Source organism: Streptomyces sp. NPDC044061 (assembly GCF_056434305.1).
The window spans coordinates 109,188-134,802 of the sequence record NZ_JBWKFL010000001.1; the positions used below are offsets into that span (position 1 = coordinate 109,188).

Below are 25,615 nucleotides of genomic sequence, written 5' to 3' on the forward strand. Positions count from 1 at the left end.
CGCGTACGCTCCCGCACATGGTTGAGCATCGGATGGTCGACGTGAACGGCGTTCGGCTGCACATCGCCGAACAGGGCGCCGGTCCCCTGGTGGTGCTCCTGCACGGCTTCCCCGAGTCGTGGCACTCCTGGCAGCACCAGTTCGGCCCGCTGGCCGACGCGGGCTTCCGGGTGGTCGCCCCCGACCAGCGTGGCTACGGCCGCAGCGACCACCCCGACGACGTGGCCGCGTACACCATCCTGCACCTGGTCGGTGACGTCGTGGGACTGGTCCAGGCCCTGGGCGAGGAGAGGGCGTTCGTCGTCGGGCACGACTGGGGCGCGCCGGTGGCCTGGCACACTGCGCTGCTGCGACCGGACCTGGTGCTCGGGGTGGCCGGCCTGAGCGTGCCGCCCCCGTTCCGTGGGACACAGCCTCCGCTCGCCACCATGGAGAAGAGGTTCGGCGGCCGCTTCTACTGGAACTACTTCAACCTGCCCGGTGTCGCCGACGCCGAGTTCGCGCGGGACCCGCGCACCGCTCTGCGGAAGTTCTTCTACTGGGCCTCCGGTGACGCGCCCGGCGCCGGTGGGGGCGGGCAGCCACTGGTCGATCCGGAGCGCGGCTGGCTCGCGGACATGCCGGACCCCGAGGTGCTGCCGCCGTGGTTCACCGAGGACGATCTCGACGCGCTCACCGAGAGCTTCTCCGCGGGCTTCACCGGGGCTCTCAACTGGTACCGCAACCTCGACCGGAACTGGGAACTGACCGCCCCGTGGCACGGCGCCGTCGTCAGCCGGCCCGCCCTGTACGTCTACGGCGACCGCGACATCGTCCCCGCCTTCCCCGGTACTCCCGAACTCATCGAGCGCCTCCCCGCCCTGATGCCCAGCCTCTGGCGCAAGCCCCTCGAACTGGCCGGCTGCGGACACTGGACTCAGCAGGAACGCCCGAACGAGGTGAACACGGCGCTCGTCGAGTTCCTCAGGGCCTGTTCCTGACTCCGGCCGCCCGGGGTGGACTCGGCCGGCCGCAGGACTTCAGGCGGCCGGCGGCTTGCTGAAGGCGCGCACGCGGAAGACGGGGTCGGGGCGGCGGCGGTCCTGGTCCGGGAGCCGGGCCAGGCCCGCGGCGAGGTCCTCGGTGCGCGGGTCGCCGGGCGGAAGCATGGTGAACCAGCCGCGGCGCAGGTCGGCGATGGTGACGCGCGGGCTGCGGCCCTGCCCGAGGCCCGGGAAGGAGGCCTGCCCGGCCGGGATCAGTCCCTCCTCGGTGGCGTGGACGGTGACGGTGCCGGCGGCGTCCATCGCGGTGCGGCGGGGGCGCGGGGCGAGGACTGCGTCGATGTCGCTGCCGACGTCGTGCGCGGCGGCCTTGTCGACGGTGGTGACGTAGACCCCGCCGGGCCGCAGCACGCGGGCGCACTCGGCGACGACGGCGCGGACGTCGACGGGCTCGGACAGCAGGTGCAGCAGCCAGACGCTGGTGACCGCCTGGAAGGTGGCGTCGGCGAAGGGCAGGCGGCGGCTGTCGGCCAGCAGGACAGCACCGGGCAGGCGGGCCGCCGCCCTGCGGGTCATGCCGGGGGCGAGGTCGGCGCCGGTCACCCGCAGCCCGGGCCGGGCGGCGGCCAGGCGCCGGGTGACGATCCCGGTGCCGCAGGCGACGTCGAGGAGGCGGCCGGAGCGGCCGGGGATCAGGCCGAGGACGGCGTTCGCGGCCGCCTCGGCGCGCGGCTCGCCGCCGCGGGACGCGTCATAGGCGTCGGCTTCCTCGTCGTAGTCCAGCACGCCCCTCAGTGTGATCCGTGACCTGGGGCGATGTCCTCCACCCTGCGGGCGAGTTCGAAGTCCTTGTCGGTGACGGCGCCGCCCGCGCTGTGGGTGTTCACGCCGAGGGACACGGTGTTGTAGCCGAGGGTGAGGTCGGAGTGGTGGTTCAGCTCGTCCTGGATGCCGGCGATGTGCACGACCAGTGCCGTCGCCGCGAAGTGCGAGCCGAGCCGGTAGGAGCGGGTGAGCCGGTCGCCCTCGAGCGACCAGCCGGGCAGCTCCGCGAGCCGTTCCTCGATCTCCTTCTGGGACAGCGGTTCGACGGCCATGGACGGGGCTCCCTTCGTGGCGGGCTGATACCCGTTCAGCCTGCCACGTTCAGCCGCGTACGCACTCCGCCGCGAGGTCGTCCGCGAGCGCCGCGATCCGGGCGCGGCCCTCCACCCGCTCGACCCAGGCGTGCGGGAGGCCGACGTCGCCGTACCGGGCGCCGAGCAGGTTCCCGCAGATCGAACCGGTGGAGTCACTGTCACCCGAGTGGTTGACGGACAGCAGCAGCGCGTCCGCGACGCGGGGCTCGGCCAGCGCGCAGTAGACGCCGATGGCGAGGGCCTGCTCGGCGACCCAGCCCTCGCCCAGGGTCTCGACCCGCTGCGCCGTCGGCGCCCCCTCCGCCGCCAGGTCGAGGGCCTCGCGCAGGGCGGCCGTCGTCTCCTCGTGGCCGGGGTGGCGTGCCAGCAGCCGCAGGGTGCGCAGCACCGCGCCCTCCAGCGACTCCCCGGCGACCAGATGGGCGACGATCGCGGCCAGCGCGCCGGCCGCGTAGTAGCCGGTGGGGTGGCCGTGGGTGATCTGCGCGCCGCGTGCGGCCATGGCGAAGGCCGCTTCGGCGGTGCCCACCAGGCCGAAGGGGGCCGAGCGCATCACCGTGCCGCAGCCCTTGGAGTCCGGGTTGACCTGGCCCGGACTGCCGTCGAGCGGGAGCAGGGGGTCGGGTGCGTACATCTGGGTGACCCCGGACAGGCAGGCGTTGCCGGGGGCGCGGCGGGCGTACAGCCAGGACTCGGTGACCAGACCGCCCGCCGGGGCGCCGCCGGGCGACGGTGCGGCGGGTCCGGGCTTCGACTGCGTCTCCAGCCACCGCTCGTAGGCCCGGCGCAGCAGCAGGGACCAGCCGCCGCCGATCCCCTTCTCCCGCTCCCGGGCACGGGCCTGGACGAGGGCCTCGGTGGTGAACAGGGTCATCTGCGTGTCGTCGCTGATCAGGCCGACCGCGCCGTGCGCGCCGGGTACGAGACCGGTCACCCCGCGCTCGCCGTGCAGGGAGCGGATCCGGTCGAGGGAGGCGAACTCGACCGGGTAGCCCAGGGCGTCGCCGAGGGCCCCGCCGAGCAGGCAGCCGCGGACCCGGGCGCGGTACACCGCTTCGGCCTCCCAGGACGGCTTCCACGGCTGGTTCATGCGCGCGCTCCTCGACTCCGGTGCCCGCCTGCGGTCGTCGCGCGGGCTCCTCGACTACGGTCGTCCGTATGACCATTGTCGCGACCGGCTCCTCCGCATCCGCAGCCACCCCCGCGGACAAGGGGGTGGGTCCGCTGCTGCGCGCCTGGCGGGAGCGGCGCAGGATCTCGCAGCTGGAGCTGGCGCTGCGCGCCGACTCCTCCGCTCGGCACATCAGCTTCGTCGAGACCGGCCGGTCCCGGCCCAGCGAGGAGATGGTGCTGCGGCTGGCGGAGCACCTGGACGTGCCCGTGCGCGAGCGCAACGCGCTGCTGCTGGCGGCCGGTTACGCCCCGCACTACCCGGAGACCCCGCTGGACGACCCGGCACTGGACGCGCTGCGCGACGGCATGGAGCGGCTCATCCAGGGCTACGAGCCGTATCCGGCGCTGGTGGTCGACGCCGGCTACACGGTGGTCGCCGCCAACCGGGGCATCGCCATGCTGCTGGAGGGCGTCCCCGAGAAGCTGATGACGCCGGCGCCGAACGCGATGCGGCTGACCCTGCATCCGGAGGGGCTCGCGCCGCGCATCCGCAATCTGCGGGAGTGGCGCGGGCATCTGCTGGCGCAGATGGAACGGGAGATCGCCCTGCACCGCTCGGACCAACTGCGGTCCCTGTACGAGGAGGTGGCCGCCTACCCGCTGCCCGAGGACGCGCCCGGTGACGAACCGGCCGAGCCGGTGCCGTACTTCGCGCTGCCGCTGCGGATCGAGCACGACGGCCGGATCCTGTCGTTCGTGTCGTCCATCTCCACCTTCAACACCCCCATGGACGTGACGGTCGCCGAACTCGCCATCGAGGCGTTCCTGCCCGCCGATCCGGCGACCACCAAGTACCTGCACACACTGGCCGGTTGACGCTGGTACACGATTCCACGGTTCTTCTCGACCACGTGTGCGACAGCCGGGTCGCATGACAGACTGCCCGCATGCTTCGGCGCGTAGGGGAGGGCGTGGCGTGAGTGAGCGGCGGGCCGCGCCCACCGTGGGCCAGGTGGTGCTCGGCAAACGGCTGCAGGAGCTGCGGGAGGCGGCCGGTCTCGGCCGCGACGAGGCCGCCCGGGTGCTCCGGGTGGCGTCGGCGACCGTACGGCGGATGGAGATGGCCGAGGTCGCGCTGAAGATCCCGTACGTGCAGGTGCTGCTGTCCACCTACGGGGTGCCCGAGGAGGAGGCGGCCGCGTTCGTGCGGCTGGCCGAGGAGGCGAACGAGCCGGGCTGGTGGCAGCGGTTCCACGACGTGCTGCCGGACTGGTTCAGCCTGTACGTCAGCCTGGAGGGCGCCGCCCGGATCATCCGCTCCTACGAGCCGCACTTCGTGCCCGGCCTGCTGCAGACCGAGGCGTACGCGCGCGAGGTGATGGAGGCCGGGACGATAGGGCAGACCGGCCCGGAGACGGTCGAACGTCATGTGTCGCTGCGCATGGAGCGGCAACGGCTGCTGGAGCGCGACGATCCGCCCCACCTGTGGGTGATCATGGACGAGACGGTGCTCAGGCGCCCGGTGAGCGTCCGGCCCGAGGTGATGCGCGACCAGCTGGACCGGCTGCTGGAGTACGCCGAACGCGACCGGGTCACCCTGCAGCTCGCCGAGTTCGCGGCCGGCCCGCACCCGGGGACCTACGCCCCTTTCACACTGTTCCGGTTCGCCGAGCCGGAGCTGCCGGACATGGTGTTCACCGAGTACCTGACCGGCGCGCTGTACCTGGACTCCCGCCAGGAGGTCGCCGCGCATCTGGAGGTGCTGGACCACATGACGGCCCGGGCCGCCTCCGCGCAGCGCACCCGGAAGATCCTGCGCGAGTACCGCGAGACCCTCTGACACCCCTGTGACCAGCCGAGGAGCACACACCGCATGACCGGATCCGACGCCGCGCCGCCCACCGCGATCGACACCAGCAGGCCGCACCCGGCACGGGTGTACGACTGGTGGCTGGGCGGCAAGGACAACTACCCGGTGGACGAGGAGCTGGCCCGCAGGATCCTGGCCGCGGACGGCACGGCGGTGCGCGGGGCGCGCGCCAACCGCCGGTTCATGCACCGGGCCGTCCGCACGGCGGCCGACGCCGGGATACGCCAGTTCCTGGACATCGGCACCGGCATCCCCACCGAGCCCAACCTGCACCAGGTGGCCCAGGGCGCGGCCGCCGAGTCCCGGGTGGTGTACGCGGACAACGACCCGATCGTGCTCCGGCACGCCGAGGCGCTGCTGCACGGCACGGCGGAGGGCGGCACGGAGTACATCCACGCCGACGTCCGCGACCCGGACACGATCCTGCGGCAGGCCGGGGAGACCCTGGACCTCGACCGGCCGGTCGCGCTGTCCCTGGTGGCGTTGACCCACTACCTGAACGACAAGGCCGACGTGGCCGGCTCCGACGACGTGTACGGCCTGGTGGAGCGCTACGTCGCACGGCTCGCCCCGGGCAGCTACCTGATCCTCTCCCAGGTCACCCAGGACCTCGCCCCCGACGGCGTGGCCCGGGCCGCCGAGCTGTTCCGGCGCAGCGGCACGCCCTTCCACCCGCGCACGCTGCCCGAGTTCCGGCGTTTCTTCGACGGCCTGGAACTCCTCGGTCCCGGGGTGATCCCGGTGCACGGTTGGCGGCCGGAGCCGGAGGACGTGGCGGCCCAGACGGAGGGCGTCGTGCCGGTGTACGCGGGGGTCGCGCGCAAGCCCTGACCCGTACGGGTGGCCTGAAAAGGTGCGCCGCCCGGCCCGCCCCTAGGTTCGGAACCACGGGGTGAGCCAAGGGAGCGCACGTGGCGGACACGCGGACCATACCCAGGGAGCCCGGCGCGGCGCTGCTGAGCGCCGGGCGGTTCTTCCGGCCGGGCACGCCCGCAGCCGACCTGCACAGCGTGACACTGACCGGTGGCCGGGAGGGGGACGCCTTCTACCGGGACCAGTGGAGCCACGACAAGGTGGTGCGCTCCACCCACGGGGTGAACTGCACCGGATCGTGCCGCTGGAAGGTGTACGTCAAGGACGGGATCATCACCTGGGAGACCCAGGAGACGGACTACCCGTCGGTGGGCCCGGACCGCCCCGAGTACGAGCCGCGCGGCTGTCCGCGCGGCGCCGCGTTCTCCTGGTACACCTACTCCCCCACCCGGGTGCGCCACCCGTACGTCCGTGGCGTGCTGCTGGAGCTGTACCGGGAGGCGAAGCAGCGGCTCGGCGATCCGGTGCTCGCATGGGCCGATGTGCAGAACGACCCCGAGCGGCGCCGCCGTTACCAGCAGGCGCGCGGCAAGGGCGGTCTGGTGCGGGCGAGTTGGGACGAGGCCGTGGAGATCGTGGCCGCCGCGCAGGTGCACACCATCAAGACCCACGGTCCCGACCGCATCGCCGGTTTCTCGCCGATCCCGGCGATGTCGATGGTGTCGCACGCGGCCGGCGCCCGCTACCACTCCCTGATCGGCGCGCCGATGCTGTCGTTCTACGACTGGTACGCCGACCTTCCGGTGGCCTCCCCGCAGGTCTTCGGGGACCAGACGGACGTACCGGAGTCGGGCGACTGGTGGGACGCCGCCTATCTGGTGATGTGGGGCTCCAACGTGCCGGTGACGCGCACCCCGGACGCGCACTGGATGGCGGAGGCCCGTTACCGCGGCCAGAAGGTCGTGGTGGTGGCGCCGGACTACGCCGACAACGCCAAGTTCGCCGACGAGTGGCTGCACCCGCACCCCGGCACCGACGGCGCGCTGGCCCTCGCCATGGGCCATGTGGTCCTCAAGGAGTTCTTCGTCGACCGGGAGACGCCGTTCTTCGCGGACTACGTACGGAAGTTCACCGACCTGCCGTTCCTGGTGACGCTCGCCGAGCGGGACGGGGCGTACGTGCCGGACAAGTTCCTGCGCGCGGCCGACATCGGGCAGGACGGCGAGGGCGCGGAGTGGAAGACGGTGGTGCTGGACGGGGCGACCGGCCGCGCGGTCGTCCCGAACGGATCCCTGGGCTTTCGCTGGACCGAGTCCGGCAAGGGCAGATGGAACCTGGAACTGGGCGAGGTGCGGCCGGACCTGACCCTGTACGGCAGGGAGGCAGCGAGCGGCGTCGAGGTGCTGCTGCCGCGGTTCGACACCGAGGGCGGGGAGCACGGGCAGGGGCGCGGGGAGGTACTGCGGCGCGGTGTGCCGGCGACGCGGCTGGGCGGGGCGGACGGCCCGCTCGTGACGACCGTCTTCGATCTGCTGCTCGCGCACTACGGTGTCCTGCGTCCCGGTATGCCGGGCAGCTGGCCCGCCTCCTACGACGACGCGCGCACCCCGGCGACGCCCGCCTGGCAGGAGGCGCACACGTCCGTCCCGGCCGCCAAGTGCGTCAAGATCGCCCGGGAGTTCGCGCGGACCGCCGAGCGGTCCGGCGGCCGCTGCATGATCCTGATGGGCGCGGGCACCAACCACTGGTTCCACTCGGAGACGATCTACCGGTCCTTCCTGGCGCTGCTGCAGCTCACCGGCTGCCAGGGCCGCAACGGCGGCGGCTGGGCGCACTACGTCGGCCAGGAGAAGTGCCGTCCGGTGACCGGCTGGGCGACGCTGGCCGCCGCCTCGGACTGGTCCCGGCCGCCCCGGCAGATGATCGGCACGGCGTACTGGTTCCTCGGCACCGACCAGTGGCGGTACGACCGTTTCGGCGCCGACGTGCTGGCCTCGCCGCTCGGCGAGGGCAGGTTCGCGGGGATGACGGCAGCGGACTGTCTCGCCCTGTCGGCCCGCTCGGGCTGGATGCCGTCGTACCCGACCTTCGACCGCAACCCGCTGCGGCTCGGCGAGGCGTTCGGCGACCCGGTGGCGAGGGCGGTGGCCGAACTGCGGGCGGGAACACTCAAGTTCGCCTGCGAGGACCCGGACGCGCCGGAGAACTGGCCGCGGGTGCTCACGCTGTGGCGGGCCAACCTGCTCGGCTCCTCGGCGAAGGGCGCCGAGTACTTCACGAAGCACCTGCTCGGCACCCACTCCTCGCTGCGCGCCGAGGAGGCCGCTCCCGGCGAACGGCCCCGTGACGTGACCTGGCGGGACCCGGCCCCGGAGGGCAAGCTCGACCTGCTGCTGTCGCTGGACTTCCGGCAGACCTCCTCCACGCTGCTGTCGGACGTGGTGCTGCCCGCGGCCACCTGGTACGAGAAGCACGACCTGTCCTCCACGGACATGCACCCCTATGTGCACGCCTTCGCCCCGGCCGTGGACCCGCCCTGGCAGGCCCGCACCGACTTCGACACGTTCAAGGCGCTCGCCGAGAAGCTGAGCGAGCTGGCCGTGGACCATCTGGGCGTGTGCCGGGACCTGGTGGCCACCCCGCTCCAGCACGACACCCCGGGCGAGACCGCCCAGCCCGGCGGGGTGGTCCTGGACTGGCGGCGCGGCGACTGCGACCCGGTGCCCGGCAGCACGCTGCCGAACCTGAAGGTCGTGGAGCGCGACTACACGGCGGTCGGCGCCCGGTTCGCCGCGCTCGGCCCGCTGGTGGAGGAACTCGGGCTGCCGGCCAAGGGGATCGTGCTCACACCGGACGTAGAGGTGACACGGCTGCGGCAGCTGAACGGGGCGGTGCGCGGTGGTCCGGCCGACGGCCGCCCGTCCCTGGACACGGCTGTGAAGGCGGCCAACGCGATCCTGGCCCTGTCCGGCACCACCAACGGACGGCTGGCCACCCAGGGGTTCCGCACCCTCGAGGAGCGCACCGGGCAGGAGATGGCGCAGTTGGCCGCCGAACACGAGGGCAGGCGGGTCACGTACGCCGACACACAGGCGGCGCCGGTGCCGGTGATCACGTCCCCGGAGTGGTCGGGCAGCGAGGCGGGCGGGCGCCGGTACACCGCGTTCACGCTGAACACCGAGCACAGCAAGCCGTGGCACACGCTCACCGGGCGCCAGCACTTCTTCCTCGACCACGACTGGATACACGAACTCGGCGAGGCGCTGCCGGTGTACCGGCCGCCGCTGGACATGCACAGACTGTTCGGCGAGCCGCGGCTCGGCCCGCACGGGCAGCGGGAGGTGACGGTGCGTTACCTCACCCCGCACAACAAGTGGTCGATCCACTCCGAGTACCAGGACAACCTGTTCATGCTGGCCCTGTCCCGGGGTGGGCAGAGCATCTGGATGTCCCCGCAGGACGCCGACGCCATCGGGGTGCGGGACGACGACTGGATCGAGGCGGTCAACCGCAACGGCGTGGTCGTGGCCCGCGCGATCGTCTCCCACCGCATGCCGGCCGGCACCGTGTACATGCACCACGCGCAGGAGCGAACGGTGAACGTGCCCCGGACGGAGACCACCGGGAAGCGCGGCGGCATCCACAACTCGCTGACCCGGCTGCTCCTCAAGCCGTCCCATCTGGTCGGCGGCTACGCCCAGCTCTCCTGGGCGTTCAACTACCTGGGGCCGACCGGCAACCAGCGCGACGAGGTGACGGTGATCCGCCGTCGCGGCCAGGAGGTGGAGTTCTGATGCGTCCGATGGCCCAGATCGCGATGGTGATGAACCTCGACAAGTGCATCGGCTGCCACACCTGTTCCGTCACCTGCAAGCAGACGTGGACCAACCGGCGCGGCATGGAGTACGTCTGGTTCAACAACGTCGAGACCCGGCCGGGGCAGGGCTATCCGCGCCGCTACGAGGACCAGGAGAAGTGGCGCGGCGGCTGGGAGCTGAACCGGCGCGGGTCCCTGAGGCCGAAGGCGGGCGGCCGGGTGCGCAAGCTCGCCGGGATCTTCTCCAACCCCCGGCTCCCGGAGATCAAGGACTACTACGAGCCCTGGACCTACGACTACCGGAACCTCACCGACGCGCCCCTCGGCGACGACTACCCGGTCGCGCGGCCGGTGTCGTCCCTCGACGGCAGGCCGATGAGGATCGAGTGGTCCTCGAACTGGGACGACAACCTCGGCGGCGCCCCCGACCACGCCGACCTCGACCCCATGGTCCAGCGCACCAGACAACGGGCCGCGGAGAAGGTTCGGTTCGCCTACGAGCAGACCTTCATGTTCTATCTGCCACGCATCTGCGAGCACTGCCTGAACCCGTCGTGCGTGGCCTCCTGCCCGTCGGGGGCGATGTACAAGCGGGCCGAGGACGGCATCGTGCTGGTGGACCAGGACCGCTGCCGGGGCTGGCGGATGTGCGTGACCGGATGCCCGTACAAGAAGGTGTACTTCAACCACTCCACCGGCAAGGCCGAGAAGTGCACCCTGTGCTATCCGCGCATCGAGGTGGGCCTGCCGACGGTCTGCTCGGAGACCTGCGTGGGCCGGCTGCGCTACCTGGGGGTGATCCTCTACGACGCCGACCGGGTGACCCGGGCCGCTTCGGTGCGCGAGGAACAGGATCTGTACGAAGCCCAGTTGGGCGTCTTCCTCGACCCCGAGGACCCCGAGGTGCGGCGCGCCTGCGAGGCGGCGGGCATCGCGCACGACTGGATCGAGGCCGCGGGCCGCTCCCCCGTGCACGCGCTGATCAGCAGGTACCGGGTGGCGCTGCCGCTGCATCCCGAGTACCGGACGATGCCGATGGTCTGGTACATCCCGCCGCTGTCCCCGGTGGTGGACGCGCTCACCGAGACCGGGCACGACGGGGAGGACGCGCAGAACCTGTTCGGCGCGATCGACACCCTGCGTATCCCGCTGGAGTACCTGGCGGAGCTGTTCACCGCGGGCGACACCGGGCCGGTGCGGGCCTCGCTGGAGAAGCTCGCCGCGATGCGCTCCCACATGCGCTCGATCAACCTCGGTGAGGAGCCGGACGGCGCGGTCGCCGCCGCGGTCGGCATGCGGGCGTCCGAGATCGAGGAGATGTACAGGCTGCTCGCGATCGCCAAGTACGAGGACCGGTACGTCATCCCGACCGCCGCCGTCGGCGACGCACGCCGGCTGGAGGAGTCGGCGCTGCCCCAGGGGTGCAGTCTCGAGTACCCGGGCGGGCCCGGCATGGGCGGTGACGGCCCGTTCGGACAGGACTCCGGGCGCAGGTTGCTGCCGCTGGTGTCCGTGGAGAACCGCCACCGGCTGCACAAGCGGCAGACCTCGGACGACCCGGCCGACGCGAAGGAGACCTGATGCCCTCGGACGCGGTGCTCTACCAGGCGGCGGCACTCTGCCTGACCTATCCGGACGACGACTTCTTCGCCCGGTTGCCGCTGCTGCGCGAAGCCGCCCCGCAGCTGCGGTCGTTCACCGGCCGCGCGGCCGTCACCCCGCGGCAGGAGCTGGCCGCGCACTATGCGCAGGTCTTCGACTTCGAGAGCCGGCACAGCCTGTACCTGAGCTGGTGGCGCGACGGCGACACCAGGCGACGGGGCATGTCCCTGGTCCGTTTCAAGGACGTCTACCGGGAGCACGGGCTCGAGTTCAGCGGTGAGGAGCTGCCCGACTTCCTGCCGGCGGTCCTGGAGTTCACCGCCCGCACCGGCAACACCGATCTGCTCATCGAGCACCGCGAGGCCCTGGAGCAGCTGCGCTCCCGGCTGACCGAGTACGGCACTCCCTACGCGGGGGTTCTGGACGCGGTGTGCGCCACGCTGCCGACGGCGGCCGGCGGGGTGCGCCCATGAGCACGCTCCTGTGGGGCGCCCTGCCCTACATCGCCTTCGCCCTGCTGGTCGCCGGCCTCGTCTGGCGGCACCGCTACGACAAGTACGGCTGGACGACGCGCTCCTCGCAGGTGTACGAGTCGAAGCTGCTGAACATCGCCTCTCCCGCGTTCCACTACGGCATCCTGTTCGTGCTCGCCGGGCATCTGGTGGGCCTGTTCGTGCCGGCGTCCTGGACGGACGCGATGGGCGTGAGCGAGCACACGTACCACCTGTTCTCGCTGTACGGCGGGACGGCGGCCGGACTGCTGACGGTCGCCGGGATCCTGCTGCTCGTCTACCGCCGCCGGACCCGCTCCCCGGTGTTCCGGGCCACCACGGTCAACGACAAGGTCATGTACGTCGTCCTGCTCGGGGCGATCGTGCTGGGCATGGTCGCCAAGCTCGCTCACGTCTCCGGCGACGGGTACGACTACCGGCGGACGATCGCGCCGTGGGCGCGCAGCCTGTTCACGCTCCGGCCGAGGACGGACCTGATGGCGGGCGTGCCGGTGCTGTACCAGGCGCACGCGGTGATCGGCATGCTGCTGATCGCGCTCGTGCCGTACAGCCGGCTGGTGCACATGTTCAGCGCTCCGGTGCAGTATCTGTTCCGGCCGTACGTCGTGTACCGGACACGGGATCCGGGGCAGCTGGGTCCGCGGCCGGAGCGACGCGGCTGGGAGACGCCCCGCCGCTGAGCGCACCGCCCGCGGCCACCGCCCCTGGCCCTAGGCCGCCCCGCCCTTCTCCTCCCTTTCGTCGTCCACGATCTCCGCGTCCACCACGCCCTCGTCGTCCGGTGCGCCCTGCTCCCCGGCCGCGCCGGCCGACGCGTCCGGACCGCCGGAGGCCGAGGGCTGGGCCTGGCTGTACATCGCCTGGCCCATCTTCTGGCTGACCGTGGCGAGCTTCTCGGCTCCCGTGCGCAGGGCGGTGGTCTCGGCGTTCTGCTCGAGCAGCGTCTTTAGTTCCGTGACGGCCGTCTCCACCTCGGTGCGGGTGTCGGCGGGCACCCGGTCCCGGTTGTCGGCCAGGAACCTCTCGGTCTGGTAGACGAGTTGTTCGGCCTGGTTGCGGGTCTCGGCGGACTCGCGGCGTTTGCGGTCCTCCTCGGCGTACTGCTCGGCCTCCCGCATCATGCGGTCGATGTCGTCCTTGGGCAGCGCGGAGCCGCCGGTGACGGTCATCTTCTGTTCCCGGCCGGTCGCGAGGTCCTTCGCGGAGACGTGCATGATGCCGTTGGCGTCGATGTCGAAGGCCACCTCGATCTGCGGCACCCCGCGCGGGGCCGGCGGCAGGCCGGTGAGGTCGAAGACGCCGAGCTTCTTGTTGTAGGCGGCGATCTCGCGTTCGCCCTGGTAGACCTGGATGCCGACCGAGGGCTGGTTGTCGGTGGCGGTGGTGAAGATCTCCGAACGGCGCGTCGGGATCGTGGTGTTGCGTTCGATCAGTTTGGTCATGATGCCGCCCTTGGTCTCGATGCCCAGGGACAGCGGGGTGACGTCCAGCAGCAGCACGTCCTTGACGTCGCCGCGGATGACGCCGGCCTGGAGGGCGGCGCCGACGGCGACCACCTCGTCGGGGTTGACGCCCTTGTGCGGGTCCTTGCCGGTGAGTTCCTTGACCAGGTCGGTGACGGCGGGCATCCGGGTCGAGCCGCCGACCAGGATGACGTGGTCGATCGCGGCCAGCTGCACACCGGCGTCCTTGACCGCCTGGTGGAAGGGCTTCTTGCAGCGGTCCAGCAGGTCCGCCGTCAGCTCCTGGAACTGGGCGCGGGTCAGCTTCTCCTCCAGGTGCAGCGGACCCTCGGCGGAGGCGGTGATGTAGGGCAGGTTGATCGAGGTCTCCGAGGAGGAGGACAGTTCGATCTTGGCCTTCTCGGCGGCCTCCCGCAGCCGCTGCACCGCCATCTTGTCGGCCGCGAGGTCGATGCCGTACTGCCCCTTGAACCGCTTGACCAGGTGCTCGACGACCCGCTGGTCCCAGTCGTCGCCGCCGAGGCGGGTGTCGCCGTTGGTGGCCTTCACCTCGATGACGCCGTCGCCGATCTCCAGCAGGGACACGTCGAAGGTGCCGCCCCCGAGGTCGAAGACCAGGACGGTCTGCTCCTCACCGCGGTCCAGGCCGTAGGCGAGGGCGGCCGCGGTCGGCTCGTTGATGATCCTGAGCACCTTCAGGCCGGCGATCTCCCCGGCCTCCTTGGTGGCCTGCCGCTGGGCGTCGTCGAAGTACGCGGGTACGGTGATCACCGCGTCCGTGACGTCCTCGCCGAGGTAGGCCTCCGCGTCCCGCTTGAGCTTCTGCAGCACCCGCGCCGACAGCTCCTGGGCGCGCAGCCGGGTGCCGTCGACGGAGCCCTGCTCGGGGAAGCGCCAGTCCGGATCGCCCATGTGCCGCTTCACCGAGCGCGCGGTGCGCTCGACGTTCGTCACGGCCTGCCGTTTGGCGACCTCGCCGACCAGCACCTCGCCGTTCTTCGCGAACGCCACCACCGAGGGTGTGGTCCGCGCACCCTCCGCATTGGCGACGACCGTGGGCTCGCCGCCCTCCAGCACGGCCACCACCGAGTTCGTCGTTCCGAGATCGATCCCGACCGCACGTGCCATGGTCCGTCCCCTTCCGCCCGGGCGCCTTCGGCACTTCCAGCACAGGACGTGCCAGCGGCGCTGTCAATGCACGGGTTCCCGGGAAACGGCGATGCCGCGCCCCCGGCGGGGACGCGGCACGCGAATGACGTACGAGCGTCAGGCCAGCTCGGCCGTCAGAGTGATGGTCGTACCGGTCAGGGCCTGGCTGACCGGGCAGTTCTTCTTGGCGTCCTCGGCCGCCGAGGCGAAGCCGTCCGCGTCCAGGCCGGGCACCTCGCCGCGCACGGTGAGGTGGATGCCGGTGATGCCCTCGCCGGGCTGGAAGGTGACGTCCGCCTTGGTCTCCAGCCGGGTGGGCGGCGTGCCGGCGCCGGCCAGGGCGTGCGACAGGGCCATGGAGAAGCAGCTGGAGTGGGCTGCGGCGATCAGCTCCTCGGGGCTGGTCCTGCCGTTCGCGTCCTGGGCGCGCGAGGCCCACGTGACCGGCTGTCGGCCGATGCCGGAGGAGTCGAAGTTGACGACGCCGTTGCCCTCGAGCAGGTTGCCTTCCCAGACGGTGTGCGCGGTGCGCGTGGTAGCCACGATGGTTCCTTTCGCGAGTGGTCCCGTTTCCGGACTCCCTGTCCCTATCCGATCACATCCGGGCTCATCGCACTCTGAAGACCGGCCCACGCGGAGTGAACGGGAGGTGACTTCCATGCGGGATCAGATAGGCGTGCTCCCGGCGCACCCGTAGCACGTCGCACCAGCCGTCGGTGATGACCAGCACCGGAGCGCCGGGCGGGAAGTCCTCCGCACGGTGCAGCAGGTCGATGCCGGGCTGCAGGACCGTACCGCCGCGCCCGTGCACCCGTACCCGGGCGGCGATCTCGGTCACCGGCAGATAGCCGGCGTCGTGCGGGGCGGAGTCGCAGAACACCACGCGGGCGGCCGGTACGTCCCGGGCCTCGGCGTAGGAGGCGATCGCGCCGAGGGCCTTGCCGAGCAGGGTGCGGCTCATCGAGCCGGAGGTGTCGAGGACCACGCCGAAGGTGCAGCGGGCGATCTCCTCCGGCGGGTACCAGCGGCCGGCGCGCGGGATGTCCGGGGTGGCGGCCTGGCGGCGGGCGGGCCGGGCGAAGGACCGTACGGGCTCCGGGCGCGGCACGAACTCGTCGAACCAGCGCGCGAGTTGCGCGTCCCAGGGCAGCGGCGGGTGGCTGAGCGCGCGGATCTCCTCGACCAGGCCGCCGGGCAGGAAGCCGCGTTCCTGTGCCTGGTGCAGGTCCAGGCCGCGGCTGAGGCCGCGGCGGTAGAACTCGTCCAGGTCGACGTAGTCGCCGGGCGGGCGCAGCGGGGCGCCGAGGACGTCGCCGGTGCCCTTGCCGCGCAGGGTCGCGAGGCGCCGCATGCGGCGCAGGTCGCCGGCGATGCGGTCGTAGACCTCCTCGGCGGACAGGCCGGCCAGTTCCGGGTCGTGCAGCAGGCCCTCCGGCATGGCGCCGACCTGCATCTCGACCAGCCAGCCGTTGACGACGTAGTCGCAGGCGACGTTGAACAGGTAGGGGTCGCGGGGGCCGCAGCGGTCACCGTGCCGCAGGGCGGCGTGCAGCATCTCGTGGCCGAGGATGAACCGCCACTCCTCGTCCTCGAAGGTGCGCAGCGGGTTGACGTAGATCTCGCCGGCCGCGGGGTTCACGGCGGCGATCTGGATGCCGTGGGCGCGGGCGAGTTCGGCGTCGGCGACGAGGGTGATGCCGGCCGCGATGCCGCCGAGCAGCGGGTAGGAGGAGACGAACCAGCCGAGGGCCTGCTGCCAGGGGCGCTGTGCGGTCTGCTCGCCGTCCAGGGAGTGCCGGCGCCCGCCGGCCATGTCCATCGCGGCGGACACGGTGCGGGTCAGGGCGGTGGCGAAGGCGAGCTGCCGGTCCGGGATCGGGCCCTGCCAGGCCAGCCATTCGGTGAGCACCTGGTCGGGTGCGCCGGCCGCGGTGCCGCAGTGCTCGTAGGCGGGCGGCAGGCCGTGGGCCCGCCAGCGCGCGGCGAGCCGCTCCTCGTCCCCGTCGGGGTAGCTCGCGGGCAGGTCCTCGGGAGTGGTGCCGACGGGGAAGCCGAGCAGGAAGCGGTTGACGACGACGCAGCGGGCGGCGAGGTCGTAGCGGTCTGGCTGCTCGCGCCGGCCCTTGGCGGCCGGGACGTGTCCGAAGCCGATGTGCAGGGCGGCGTGCGCGAGGGCCCACGCCCAGGCGCCGGGCTCGGCGAGCCGGTCGGGGTGGGCGTGCACCGTGGCGTCGGAGTCGACGACGAGCAGGCCGTCGTGCGGGGCGAGGGCGCAGGTCTCGCTGCGGCAGGCGCCGAAGCCGACCGCGGCGAGCGCCGGGTTGGCCCGGACCAGCCGCATCCCCTCGGCGAACGCCTCCCCGGCGAGGTCGCGCTTCTTCTTCGGCCCGGTGCGGCTCACCGCCGCGCCTCCACCAGACGCGGCATGTCGCGGGCGGCCTCGACCAGGAACCACGAGGGCAGAACGGGGTTGCCGTCCGCGTCGGAGGCGATGACGGTCTGGGCGACCTCGACGGAGATCTCGGCGAGCTGCACCAGCAGCGACTTGGCGCGGTAGGCGATCTGCCGGCCGTTCGCCGACATGTGCTCCTTGCTGACGGGCAGTTCCTTCACGAGCCGGCCGCGGAAGGACTCGGCGAGGTAGTACAGCAGGTCGCGGTCCTGCGGGCGGTGCGGCCAGCGGGCGTCGCCCTTGAGGATCGCCTCGATCCCGTACCGGCTGCGGACGACCTTGACGTAGCCGCAGAAGGCGGTGGCGTGCGCGGGGGTGAGCGTGCCGTGCGCGAGGACGGTCAGCGTCGGCTCGTCGAGGTCGGACCCGAAGGAGTGCAGGGCGTCGGAGAGCATGTGCCAGGAGCGGGGCGTGGAGAACGGCTCCTCGGTCTTGGGGGGCTTGGACCACAGGTGGTCGGGCCGGTCGGTGAGGTGGTCCAGGATCCACGGGTGGATGCCGTTGCCCGCGGCCCAGGCGAGCCAGTCCGTGGCGGAGGCCTCCAGGTGCACGTGGGCGAGCCGGTTGACCAGGGCGGAGGCGATGGGCCGGGCGAGGGCGTTGTCCGTGGCGCGGTTGCCGGCGCCGATCACGATGGAGCCCTCGGGCAGCTCGTAGTTCCCGATGCGGCGGTCGAGGATGAGGGAGTAGAACGCCTTCTGCACGTCCGGGGTGGCCGCGTTCAGCTCGTCCAGGAACAGGCAGTACGGCTCGTCCCGGGCGATCGTCTCCGGCGGGCAGAACACCGAGCGTCCGTCGCGTATCTGGGGCACGCCGATCAGGTCCTCGGGGGCGAGCTGGGTGCCCAGCAGACTCACGCACTCCAGGCCGAGCGAGGCGGCGAACTCCCGCACCAGGGAGGACTTTCCGATGCCGGGGGCGCCCCACAGGAAGACCGGCCGGACGGTGGCGAGCCCGAGCAGCAGCTCGGGCAGACGGGCGGGAGTGACCGTGACGGCAGCCTGCAAGGCCGGGTTCCCTTCTCTGCGCCTGAACCGGCGCCGCTCTCGCGTACGTGGTTGCTCGCCGTCGAGGTTCTCAACCGACGGTTGCGGCCGTCACGTGATTTTTCTGCACGGCCCGGCGCTGGGAGCCTCCACGCTCAGGCGGCCTGCTCCTCCTCGGCCTCCGTACCGATCGGCACCTGCGGTCCGTTCGTCTCGCGCAGCCAGCGGCGCAGTACGCGGTGCACGTCTTCGGCGCCGACCGGTTCCGCGCCGTCCTCGGCGGGCGGGGACAGGGTGAGCGGGGAGAGCAGGAAGGGGCGGGACTGGGCGCCGCCGAGGCCACCGTGGGAGCCGATCTGCTCCTCGAAGGCGAGCACCTCCCCGTCGGCGGGGTCGTGGGCGGAGTTGACCATGATGTCGGCGGTGTGCGGGAAGGCGTGGGTGCGGCGGACGGCGTCGGCGGCGCCGGGGCCGAAGCGGGCCAGCGGGCCGGGCTCCTCGTCCAGCCTGCCCAGCGGGATCTCGGTGCCGTACGGACCGAGCAGTACGCCGTCGTGCGCCTCGCTGCGCACCAGCAGGAAGCCGATGCCGGGGTGGTTGGCGAGGGTGGTGAGCAGGGCGGGGTGGCGGGCGTCGATCTCCTCCTTGGACATGCGGTGCGGCACGTCCGGGAAGGAGACCAGGCCCAGGTTGCCGGAGGCCAGCACGATCGGCTCCGAGCCACGGGCGGGCCGGTGCTCCTCGCCCTTCTCCTCCACGGGCCGGCGCAGGGCCGCCCGGACGGCGGCGCGGGCCTCGGCGCCGCTGCGGGTGCGCTCGGCCCGGCGGGGCACGGGCAGTCCGCAGCCGGCCCGCACGAGATCGGCGAGGGTGAGGCCGTAGCGGGCGTGGAAGGTCTCGCCGGGGCTCTGGCCGTGGTCGGACAGGACGACGATCCGGTAGGGGCGCGGGGCGTGTTCGGCGGCCTTCTCGACGAGGGCGAGGGACCGGTCGAGGCGCTGCAGGACCTTCTCGGCGTCCCGGCTGTGCGGCCCGGAGTGGTGGGCGACCTCGTCGTAGGCGACGAGGTCGGCGTAGACGGCGGTGCGGCCGGCGAGGAGGTCGCCCATCACGGCGGTGACCACGACGTCCCGTTCCACGACGGTGGCGAAGGCGCGCACGAAGGGGTAGAGGCCGCCGCGGCCCACCCGGGGCCGCTGTCTTCGGACGCGGGCCCGGGTGGACTGGCCGATCTCGCGGGCGACCTCGGCGACGAAGGACAGGGCGGTGCGCACCGCGTTGGCGGGGTCGGAGAAGTAGGCGAAGTAACCGGCGCGGGACCGGTTCTCCCGGCCGCGGCGGCGGGTGGCGATGGACAGCACCAGGGCCTGTTCGCCGGCTCCGCCGCCGAACAGGTTGCCGCGGCTGGCTCCGTCGACGGTGAGCAGGCCGTCGTCGCCCGTGCGCAGGACGGCGCGGCGCTGCAGTTCGGCGGCGCTCGTCGGGCGGTTGCACACCATCACCTCGTCCCGGTCCTTCTCGTACCAGCGGAAGGCGGGCACGTCGAAGGTGCTGCCGTGCAGGATGCCGAGCTGGCTGGCCCCGGTCTGGCTGGACCAGTCGGTGTGCCAGGGGGTTAGCAGGTGGGTCGGTTCTGCGCCGTCGCCGGGCGCGAGCCAGCGGGCGACCGTCGGCAGCAGGCCCTTGCGGACGGCGTCGGTGAGGACGTCGTGGCCGACGCCGTCGAGCTGGACGCAGACCAGGCCGGGCGTGGCCGGGCAGGGCGGCCCCGCTCCGCGGCGCCGGTCGGCGAGGCGCAGGAGACGGCGGCGATACGCGTCGTCGTCGCGTACGGCGAGGGCGCCGCCGGTGGCCGAGGCGACGGCGGACATCACGGCGGCCACGATGACGGCGGTCTCCGGAGCCGCCTCGCTCTGCCCGGAGGGGTTGAGGCGCAACGCGAGCAGCAGCAGGGAGCCGTTGAGGAAGAACACCAGCAGACCGAGGACCAGGGCGGGCACGAGCAGCAGCAGCCGTACCAGGAGCGGCCACACCACGGCCGAGAGCACACCGAAGGCGCCGGCGCCGCACGCGGCGGTGATGGCTATCCGGGTGGCGCTGTCGCCGGCCGCGGACTGGAGCCTGAAGTCGGGCAGGAGGCCGGCGAGGAGGAGCATGGTGACCGTGGAGACCGCCCACACCGTGACGCTCCGCCCGATCTGACTGGCAACCCGCCGCCACCACACGCCCGTACACCTCACGTCCCGGCCCGCTCGCTCACGGCGCCCGTCCTCCACCTTGTCACACGGGGCGGAACCCGCCCTGTCGGACCGGAGGGCGTCACCGCCCGTCGTAGCCGGCCGTCGGCATCGACAGCCTGCGGTGCACCCGTGCCTTCATCTGCGCGTCGTACGACGGCTCGGCCCGCCCCACCGTCTCCACGCGCACCCCGCGCCGCGCGCACTCGGCGGTGAACTCCTCCACCGAGGACAGGGCGCGCTCCAGCACGCGCCGGCTGGGTGCGACGAACACGTCCACGCCGGGCCGGACCCCGTCCCACAGCGCGCAGTGATCGAAACGCAGCCCGCCGACGAGAAGTTCCCGTACGACCACGTAGCCGTGCTCCGCCGCCCACCGGGCACACATGGCGTGCTGGCTGCGGGAGTCCACGAGGAAGGGGTCGGACTCCAGTTCCTCCAGGGGCGTCAGGCTCGCGATGGCGGTGACCCGCACCGGCGCGAGCCCGCCGGAGGCACCCCGCAGCTGTCCCATGGCGTCCCCCTCACCTCCGGGTTTCGCCGCCGACCATACTCCTGCCCGTAGGCTTCGGGGAGTCGCGCGAAGGAGGCGAAGAAGGTGCCGGTGGAGATCACCTGGTGGGGTCACGCCACCTGCACGCTCCAGGACTCGAACACACGGGTGCTCACCGATCCGCTGTTCGCCCGCCGGCTCGCGCATCTGCGCCGCCGCCGGGGCGCCGTGCCGCCCACCGAGGCCCACCGCGCGGACGTGGCGGTCGTCTCCCATCTGCACGCCGATCATCTGCACCTGCCCTCGCTGGCCGCCCTCGCACCGGGCACGCGCCTGCTCGTGCCCCGGGGCGCACCACGGGCGGTACCCGGGCTGCGCCGGCTGCGGCGGCTGCGGATCACCGAGGTCGCCCCGGGGGACGCGGTCCGGGTCGGGGACCTGCTGGTCCGCGCGGTGCCCGCGCGGCACGACGGGCGCCGGCTGCCGGTCGGCCCGCACCGCTCCCCCGCGCTCGGGTATGTCGTCGAGGGGGAGGCGCGCACCTACTTCGCCGGGGACACGGGGCTGTTCGACACCATGGCGGAGCGGGTCGGGCCGGTGGACGTGGCACTGCTACCGGTGGGCGGCTGGGGACCGTACCTGGGTGAGGGGCACCTGGACGCGGGGCGGGCGGCCCGGGCGCTGGCCCTGCTGGCTCCGCGGGTCGCGGTGCCGGTGCACTACGGGACGTACTGGCCGATCGGCATGGACGCGATCCGCCCGCACGAGTTCCACGCGCCGGGCGAGGAGTTCGTACGCCTGGCGGCCGCCACCGCGCCGCAGGTGGCCGTGCACCGGCTCGGGCACGGGGAGAGTGTGCGGCTGGAGGTCGCGCGGTGAGATGGTTGCCCGCCCTGACGCTGGCCGCCGCTTCGACGTCCACGGTGCCGCCGGAGTCCACGCAGCAGGCACTCGGTTATCCCTCGCTGTTCCTGCTGGTGCTGATCGGGGCGCTGGTGCCGGTCGTGCCGACCGGGGCGCTGGTGAGTTCGGCCGCGGTGGTGGCGTTCCATCAGACGGCTCCGTTCCCCCTGATTCTGGTCTTCGTGACGGCTTCGCTGGCGGCCTTCCTCGGGGACGCGGCGCTGTACTGGCTGGGGCGGCGCGGGCTGCGGTCGAAGAACGGCTCGCGGTGGCTGGAGGCGATCCGGTCCCGGGCGCCGGAGGAGCGGCTCGAGCAGGCGCAGCAGAAGCTGGGCGAGCACGGGGTCGCCGTGCTGGTGCTGTCCCGGCTGGTCCCCGCGGGGCGAATACCGGTCATGCTGGCTTGTCTGCTGGCCGAGTGGCCGCTGCGGCGCTTCAGCAGGGGCAACCTGCCCGCCTGTCTGGCCTGGGCGTTGACGTACCAGGTCATCGGGATTCTGGGCGGTTCCCTGTTCCCGGAGCCGTGGCAGGGCGTGCTGGCGGCGGTTGGGCTGACCGTGGTGATCAGCGCGGTTCCGAGTGTGGTGCGGCGGGTTTCGCGATAGCGCCCTCGGGGTTCCCCGTACCCCTGAAGGGAGTTCGGTCCAGCACCTTCGAGCCGCCGACCGGCAGGTCCCACAGGTCCTCGCGCTCGAGGCCCGCCTCCTCCCAGGCCGCCCTCGCCCGGGTGAGCGGTTCCAGGACCGGCTCGGCCGAGAGGACGAACGTGCCCCAGTGCATCGGGGCCATCCTGCGCGCGCCCAGGTCCAGCGTGGCCCGGACCGCCTCCTCCGGGTCGCAGTGGACGTCGCTGAGCCACCAGCGGGGGTCGTAGGCGCCGATGGGCATGAGGGCGAGGTCGATGCCGGGGTAGCGGCGGCCGATGCGGGAGAACCAGTGGCCGTAGCCGGTGTCGCCGGCGAAGTAGAGGCGCTGCCCGTCGGGTGCGGTGAGGACCCAGCCGCCCCAGAGACTGTGGCAGGTGTCGGTGAGGGTGCGCTTGGACCAGTGGTGGGCGGGCACGAAGTCGAAGCGGACGCCGGACAGTTCGGCGCCCTCCCACCAGTCCAGCTCGGTGACGCGGGTGAACCGGCGCCGCCGGAACCAGCCGGCGAGGCCGGCCGGCGCGAACACGGGGGTGTCGCGCGGAAGTCGGCGCAGCGTGGGCGCGTCCAGGTGGTCGTAGTGGTTGTGGCTGATGGCGACCGCGTCGACGCGCGGCAGGGATTCCCACGGGACGCCGACGGGGGTGATGCGGGCCGGGGTGCCGAGGATGCGGCGGGACCACACCGGGTCGGTGAGGACGGTCAGGCCGCCCACCTGGACGATCCAACTGGCGTGCCCCGCCCAGGTGACGGCGAGTGTGCCGATGCCGGTACGGGGCACCGCTGCGGGTGCGCAGGGGAGCCGGGCGATGTCGGCGAGGCCCTCGGGGCCGGGGCGTACGGCGCCCTCTCGGGCGAAGCGGGCGAGGGCCTTGAGGCCGGGCAGGGGCGCGGTGAGCCGGTCGTGGAAGGTCCGTGGCCAGACGCGGTGTTCACCCAGCGGGCGGGGCTCGGCCAGCGGTGGGAAAGGCGGAGCGAGGGGAGCCGGTGCCGTGGGGGCACCGGCTTCGTGGCTGGTCGTGGTCGTGGTGGCGGACCCGGGCTCATGCGTCTGCTGCGTCATCGAGGAGGCTCCCGTCGCTGAGCGTCGTCGCGGAGATCGTCGAAGGCCGACCTCAAGGACATCAACGCGCGTTGCACGTGTGGCAGTTCCAACGGTGAGGGTGACGTGAGACATTCCGTGCGTTCCTCGTCCGTGTCGCCCAGCAGGGGTCCCGTGGCGAGTCGTATGCGCAGCGCCCCGAGGTCGTCGCCGAAGCGGTGGCCGCCGGGCGCGGGCATGCCGAGCCGGGCGGAGAGGAAGTCCTCCAGTTCCTGGGCGTCGCCGACGCCCTGCTCGGCGAGCGCTTCGCGCAGCGGGCCGAGGTCGGCGTACAGGTGGCGCCCTGCCTGCGGCGGCCGGGCGAGCGCGCCGGCCGCGACGACCGCGCCGTGCGCGGCGGCGGCCACGCGCGCGTGCAGGCGTACGGCGGCCTCGCGGCGCTCGGCGACGGGCTCGGGTTCGTCGAGGGCGTATCCGGCCGCGGCGGCGACCGGTGCGGCGATCCGGGCGCCGAGCGCGGTGAGGATGTCGAGCACGCGCGCGTGGAGGTGCGCCCCCTCCGCTCCTGAGGGGAAGCGGGCCACGGCGGCGGGCCAGCCGGCCGGCAGCAGGGCGCCGGCCAGGTCGGTGACGACGGTGACCCGGTCGGGCAGCATCTCGGCGGGGCTGAGCAGGACGGTCTCGCGCGGGGCGTGCAGGGTGTCGCGCCAGGTCTCGTCGCTGACCAGGTGCAGGCCCTCGGCGGCGGCCGCCTCGACGGTCTCGTGCAGCAGCTCGGGCGGGGCGACGGTGGCGGTGGGGTCGTCGGCGACGGACAGCACCAGCAGCCGGGGATCCCCGCCCTCGGCACGGACCCGCCGGACGGTCTCCAGCAGGGCGTACGGGTCGGGGACGCCGCCGCCCTCGGCCGGTGTCGGCACGTGGAAGACGGGTTTGCCGAGCAGCCGGGCGTAGGGCGCCCACCAGGCGGCGCAAGGGCGGGGCACGAGCACGTCACCGCCGTCGCCGGAGAGCGCGGCGGTCAGGGCGAGCAGCAGCGCGGGGGCGCCGGGGCCGACGGCCACCCGGTCGGGGGCGCAGGACAGCCCGCGCCGGGTCCAGTAGCCGCAGGCCGCCTCCAGCAGGGCGGGGGCGCCGCCGACGGGCTGGGCCTCGGCGCGGGTCGCCGCGGCTGCGAGGTGGGCGGAGAGTTCGGGGAGGACGGGCAGGCCGTCGCCGGGCAGCGGCGGCCCGTAGCGGACGGGGCCGTGGCCCTCAGGATCCGTCCGCCGCATGTCCGCCTCCGCGCAGTCCGTGATGCCGTGTGGTGTTCCCGTCCGGGCCGTGCTGTCCTCTTCGGCTGCAGTTGTGGTGCCGGCTGCGTGGCTGGTGGTCACGGTGCCTGCTGGTGATGCCCTCGGGATGGTGTGTACCCGGCGGACGGCCCTCCATGGCCCATGGTCCGATTTGCTCAGCTTGTTGGGATTTTCCCGATGCGTCCCGCCCCGGCCGCCCGTCAGCCGGACGCGGCCCTCCTGCGGCCGTACAGCCGGTGGGCGGCGCCCGCGCAGGCGGCGACGATCAGCACCCCGCCGGCGACCAGCGCAGGCACCGAGTCGGTGAAGGCGCCGCCCTCCCCGGCGTCGACCCCGTTCTGCACGGTCGCCGGGGAGCAGTCGGCCCCGGCGTCGCGGCAACCGTGCCCGCCGGAGCAGGTCGTGCCGTGGGAGTCCCCCGCCGCACACTCCTGACCGTCCTCGTGGCACTGCCCGGACTCCCGGCACTGTGCGGACCCGTCGCTGCAGGTCCGCGAGCCGTTCTCGCACTCCGTGCCCTGACTCTGGCCTTGGTTCTCGACCTGGTCCTGATCCTCCCCCTGGCCCTGGTCCTGGTCCTCCCCCTGCCCGGTCGCCTGTCCCTGCGCCGACTGCGACTCCTTGGCCAGGCCGGGCGTGTCTCCGTCGCCCTGGGTGGGCGTCGCGGCCTCCGCCTGGTCCGGAACCAGTCCGGGCGTCTCCCCCTGGTCCGGAACCACTCCCGGCGTCTCCCCCTGGTCCGGAACCACTCCCGGCGTCTCCCCCTGGTCCGGAACCACTCCCGGCGTCTCCCCCTGGTCCGGGACCACTCCCGGCGTCTCCCCCTGGTCCGGGACCAGCCCGGACACACCCCCCTCCACCTGCCCCTGCTCCTGACCCTCGCGGCATGCCCCCGCCCCGTCCGCGGAAGCCGCCCCCGTGGCGTCGAGGGACTCCGTTGGCTGCCCGGCGAGGGGGGCGCAGGACGCGGACGCGGTGGGCGTGGCGCCGGGCCGGGCGGTACCGGGGCTCGCCGCGGCCGCGGAGTGCGCGGAAGCGGGGGGCCCGGGGGGGGAGGAAGCGGTCCCAGAAAGGGAAGTGACGGAAAGGGGACGAGAGGGGT

General features: G+C 73.0%; 22 protein-coding genes. 10 read left to right on the top strand and 12 right to left on the bottom strand.

Features of this window, described 5'->3' with window-relative positions:
• Nucleotides 1-17 precede the first annotated feature (17 nt).
• A complete protein-coding gene (locus AC07CM_RS00485; protein WP_478874083.1) occupies nucleotides 18-980 on the top strand; it encodes an alpha/beta fold hydrolase in 963 nt (320 codons plus the stop codon).
• Nucleotides 981-1,019: 39 nt separating this feature from the next.
• Here AC07CM_RS00485 and AC07CM_RS00490 read toward each other — a convergent pair whose 3' ends face one another.
• From AC07CM_RS00490 to AC07CM_RS00500, 3 genes are read right to left on the bottom strand one after another with little or no spacing between them, the layout of a single operon-like run.
• Nucleotides 1,020-1,769: a class I SAM-dependent methyltransferase gene (locus tag AC07CM_RS00490; protein WP_478874084.1), complete on the bottom strand. Its 750-nt coding sequence runs from the start codon at nucleotides 1,767-1,769 to the stop codon at nucleotides 1,020-1,022.
• A gap of 5 nt (nucleotides 1,770-1,774) precedes the next feature.
• Nucleotides 1,775-2,080 (bottom strand): 4a-hydroxytetrahydrobiopterin dehydratase, encoded by a 306-nt coding sequence (locus AC07CM_RS00495; protein WP_478874085.1) that lies wholly within the window; start codon nucleotides 2,078-2,080, stop codon nucleotides 1,775-1,777.
• 49 nt (nucleotides 2,081-2,129) lie between these two features.
• Complete coding sequence (locus AC07CM_RS00500; RefSeq protein ID WP_478874086.1) at nucleotides 2,130-3,212, bottom strand: ADP-ribosylglycohydrolase family protein; 1,083 nt, start codon at nucleotides 3,210-3,212, stop codon at nucleotides 2,130-2,132.
• 68 nt (nucleotides 3,213-3,280) lie between these two features.
• Between AC07CM_RS00500 and AC07CM_RS00505 the strand changes: the two genes are divergently transcribed.
• The 7 genes from AC07CM_RS00505 (at nucleotide 3,281) to narI (ending at nucleotide 12,529) form a co-directional block, all read left to right on the top strand.
• Complete coding sequence (locus AC07CM_RS00505) at nucleotides 3,281-4,111, top strand: helix-turn-helix domain-containing protein (RefSeq protein WP_478874087.1); 831 nt, start codon at nucleotides 3,281-3,283, stop codon at nucleotides 4,109-4,111.
• Between the two features lie 100 nt (nucleotides 4,112-4,211).
• Entirely contained in the window at nucleotides 4,212-5,075 is an 864-nt protein-coding gene (locus AC07CM_RS00510; protein ID WP_478874088.1) for a helix-turn-helix domain-containing protein, read from the top strand.
• Between the two features lie 33 nt (nucleotides 5,076-5,108).
• A complete protein-coding gene (locus tag AC07CM_RS00515) occupies nucleotides 5,109-5,936 on the top strand; it encodes an SAM-dependent methyltransferase (protein WP_478874089.1) in 828 nt (275 codons plus the stop codon).
• An 80-nt stretch (nucleotides 5,937-6,016) separates the two neighbouring features.
• Nucleotides 6,017-9,712 (top strand): nitrate reductase subunit alpha, encoded by a 3,696-nt coding sequence (locus AC07CM_RS00520; protein ID WP_478874090.1) that lies wholly within the window; start codon nucleotides 6,017-6,019, stop codon nucleotides 9,710-9,712.
• Entirely contained in the window at nucleotides 9,712-11,316 is a 1,605-nt protein-coding gene (gene narH / locus AC07CM_RS00525; RefSeq protein WP_478874091.1) for a nitrate reductase subunit beta, read from the top strand. The genes AC07CM_RS00520 and narH overlap by 1 nt, the downstream gene beginning before the upstream one ends.
• Nucleotides 11,316-11,810: a nitrate reductase molybdenum cofactor assembly chaperone gene (gene narJ, locus AC07CM_RS00530; protein ID WP_478874092.1), complete on the top strand. Its 495-nt coding sequence runs from the start codon at nucleotides 11,316-11,318 to the stop codon at nucleotides 11,808-11,810. The genes narH and narJ overlap by 1 nt, the downstream gene beginning before the upstream one ends.
• Nucleotides 11,807-12,529, top strand: coding sequence for a respiratory nitrate reductase subunit gamma (gene narI / locus AC07CM_RS00535; protein WP_478874093.1), 723 nt, complete (start codon nucleotides 11,807-11,809; stop codon nucleotides 12,527-12,529). Before narJ ends, narI begins: the two co-directional genes overlap by 4 nt.
• A gap of 30 nt (nucleotides 12,530-12,559) precedes the next feature.
• On the opposite strand, the gene dnaK is transcribed toward narI, so the two are convergent.
• From dnaK to AC07CM_RS00565, 6 genes are all read right to left on the bottom strand, one after another.
• Nucleotides 12,560-14,440 carry a molecular chaperone DnaK gene (gene dnaK, locus AC07CM_RS00540; protein ID WP_478874094.1) on the bottom strand — a complete coding sequence of 627 codons (1,881 nt, stop codon included), beginning with the start codon at nucleotides 14,438-14,440 and terminating at the stop codon, nucleotides 12,560-12,562.
• A gap of 138 nt (nucleotides 14,441-14,578) precedes the next feature.
• Nucleotides 14,579-15,004, bottom strand: coding sequence for an OsmC family protein (locus tag AC07CM_RS00545; RefSeq protein WP_478874095.1), 426 nt, complete (start codon nucleotides 15,002-15,004; stop codon nucleotides 14,579-14,581).
• Nucleotides 15,005-15,068: 64 nt separating this feature from the next.
• On the bottom strand, nucleotides 15,069-16,802 hold the full coding sequence (locus AC07CM_RS00550; RefSeq protein WP_478874443.1) for a vWA domain-containing protein: 1,734 nt from the start codon (nucleotides 16,800-16,802) through the stop codon (nucleotides 15,069-15,071).
• 56 nt (nucleotides 16,803-16,858) lie between these two features.
• The gene (locus AC07CM_RS00555) at nucleotides 16,859-17,920 is read right to left on the bottom strand and encodes an ATP-binding protein (protein ID WP_478874096.1); all 1,062 of its coding nucleotides are present in this window, start codon (nucleotides 17,918-17,920) and stop codon (nucleotides 16,859-16,861) included.
• Between the two features lie 134 nt (nucleotides 17,921-18,054).
• Nucleotides 18,055-20,079, bottom strand: a complete 2,025-nt coding sequence (locus AC07CM_RS00560; RefSeq protein WP_478874097.1) for a phage holin family protein — start codon at nucleotides 20,077-20,079, stop codon at nucleotides 18,055-18,057.
• A gap of 139 nt (nucleotides 20,080-20,218) precedes the next feature.
• Nucleotides 20,219-20,650, bottom strand: coding sequence for a hypothetical protein (locus AC07CM_RS00565; protein ID WP_478874098.1), 432 nt, complete (start codon nucleotides 20,648-20,650; stop codon nucleotides 20,219-20,221).
• Nucleotides 20,651-20,734: 84 nt separating this feature from the next.
• On the opposite strand from AC07CM_RS00565, the gene AC07CM_RS00570 reads away from it, so the two are divergent.
• Both AC07CM_RS00570 and AC07CM_RS00575 read left to right on the top strand, forming a co-directional pair.
• Entirely contained in the window at nucleotides 20,735-21,508 is a 774-nt protein-coding gene (locus AC07CM_RS00570) for an MBL fold metallo-hydrolase (protein WP_478874099.1), read from the top strand.
• Nucleotides 21,505-22,137, top strand: coding sequence for a DedA family protein (locus tag AC07CM_RS00575; RefSeq protein ID WP_478874100.1), 633 nt, complete (start codon nucleotides 21,505-21,507; stop codon nucleotides 22,135-22,137). Before AC07CM_RS00570 ends, AC07CM_RS00575 begins: the two co-directional genes overlap by 4 nt.
• Here the strand turns inward: AC07CM_RS00575 and AC07CM_RS00580 are convergent.
• The 3 genes from AC07CM_RS00580 to AC07CM_RS00590 form a co-directional block, all read right to left on the bottom strand.
• Nucleotides 22,097-23,239 (bottom strand): MBL fold metallo-hydrolase, encoded by a 1,143-nt coding sequence (locus tag AC07CM_RS00580; RefSeq protein WP_478874101.1) that lies wholly within the window; start codon nucleotides 23,237-23,239, stop codon nucleotides 22,097-22,099. The two genes, AC07CM_RS00575 and AC07CM_RS00580, sit on opposite strands and share 41 nt — an antisense overlap.
• On the bottom strand, nucleotides 23,236-24,492 hold the full coding sequence (locus AC07CM_RS00585) for an aminotransferase class I/II-fold pyridoxal phosphate-dependent enzyme (protein ID WP_478874444.1): 1,257 nt from the start codon (nucleotides 24,490-24,492) through the stop codon (nucleotides 23,236-23,238). Before AC07CM_RS00585 ends, AC07CM_RS00580 begins: the two co-directional genes overlap by 4 nt.
• Nucleotides 24,493-24,713: 221 nt before the next feature.
• Nucleotides 24,714-25,361, bottom strand: coding sequence for a hypothetical protein (locus AC07CM_RS00590; protein ID WP_478874102.1), 648 nt, complete (start codon nucleotides 25,359-25,361; stop codon nucleotides 24,714-24,716).
• Nucleotides 25,362-25,615 lie beyond the last annotated feature (254 nt).

What these genes read in the sequence shown, in the direction of transcription:
- AC07CM_RS00485 (WP_478874083.1), top strand. Translation starts at nt 18, where the DNA reads ATGGTTGAGCATCGGATGGTCGACGTGAACGGCGTTCGGCTGCACATC.
- AC07CM_RS00505 (WP_478874087.1), top strand. Translation starts at nt 3,281, where the DNA reads ATGACCATTGTCGCGACCGGCTCCTCCGCATCCGCAGCCACCCCCGCG.
- AC07CM_RS00550 (WP_478874443.1), bottom strand. Translation starts at nt 16,802, where the DNA reads ATGCGGCTGGTCCGGGCCAACCCGGCGCTCGCCGCGGTCGGCTTCGGC.
- narJ (WP_478874092.1), top strand. Translation starts at nt 11,316, where the DNA reads ATGCCCTCGGACGCGGTGCTCTACCAGGCGGCGGCACTCTGCCTGACC.
- AC07CM_RS00580 (WP_478874101.1), bottom strand. Translation starts at nt 23,239, where the DNA reads ATGACGCAGCAGACGCATGAGCCCGGGTCCGCCACCACGACCACGACC.
- AC07CM_RS00495 (WP_478874085.1), bottom strand. Translation starts at nt 2,080, where the DNA reads ATGGCCGTCGAACCGCTGTCCCAGAAGGAGATCGAGGAACGGCTCGCG.
- dnaK (WP_478874094.1), bottom strand. Translation starts at nt 14,440, where the DNA reads ATGGCACGTGCGGTCGGGATCGATCTCGGAACGACGAACTCGGTGGTG.
- AC07CM_RS00585 (WP_478874444.1), bottom strand. Translation starts at nt 24,492, where the DNA reads ATGCGGCGGACGGATCCTGAGGGCCACGGCCCCGTCCGCTACGGGCCG.
- AC07CM_RS00500 (WP_478874086.1), bottom strand. Translation starts at nt 3,212, where the DNA reads ATGAACCAGCCGTGGAAGCCGTCCTGGGAGGCCGAAGCGGTGTACCGC.
- narI (WP_478874093.1), top strand. Translation starts at nt 11,807, where the DNA reads ATGAGCACGCTCCTGTGGGGCGCCCTGCCCTACATCGCCTTCGCCCTG.
- AC07CM_RS00565 (WP_478874098.1), bottom strand. Translation starts at nt 20,650, where the DNA reads ATGGGACAGCTGCGGGGTGCCTCCGGCGGGCTCGCGCCGGTGCGGGTC.
- narH (WP_478874091.1), top strand. Translation starts at nt 9,712, where the DNA reads ATGCGTCCGATGGCCCAGATCGCGATGGTGATGAACCTCGACAAGTGC.
- AC07CM_RS00515 (WP_478874089.1), top strand. Translation starts at nt 5,109, where the DNA reads ATGACCGGATCCGACGCCGCGCCGCCCACCGCGATCGACACCAGCAGG.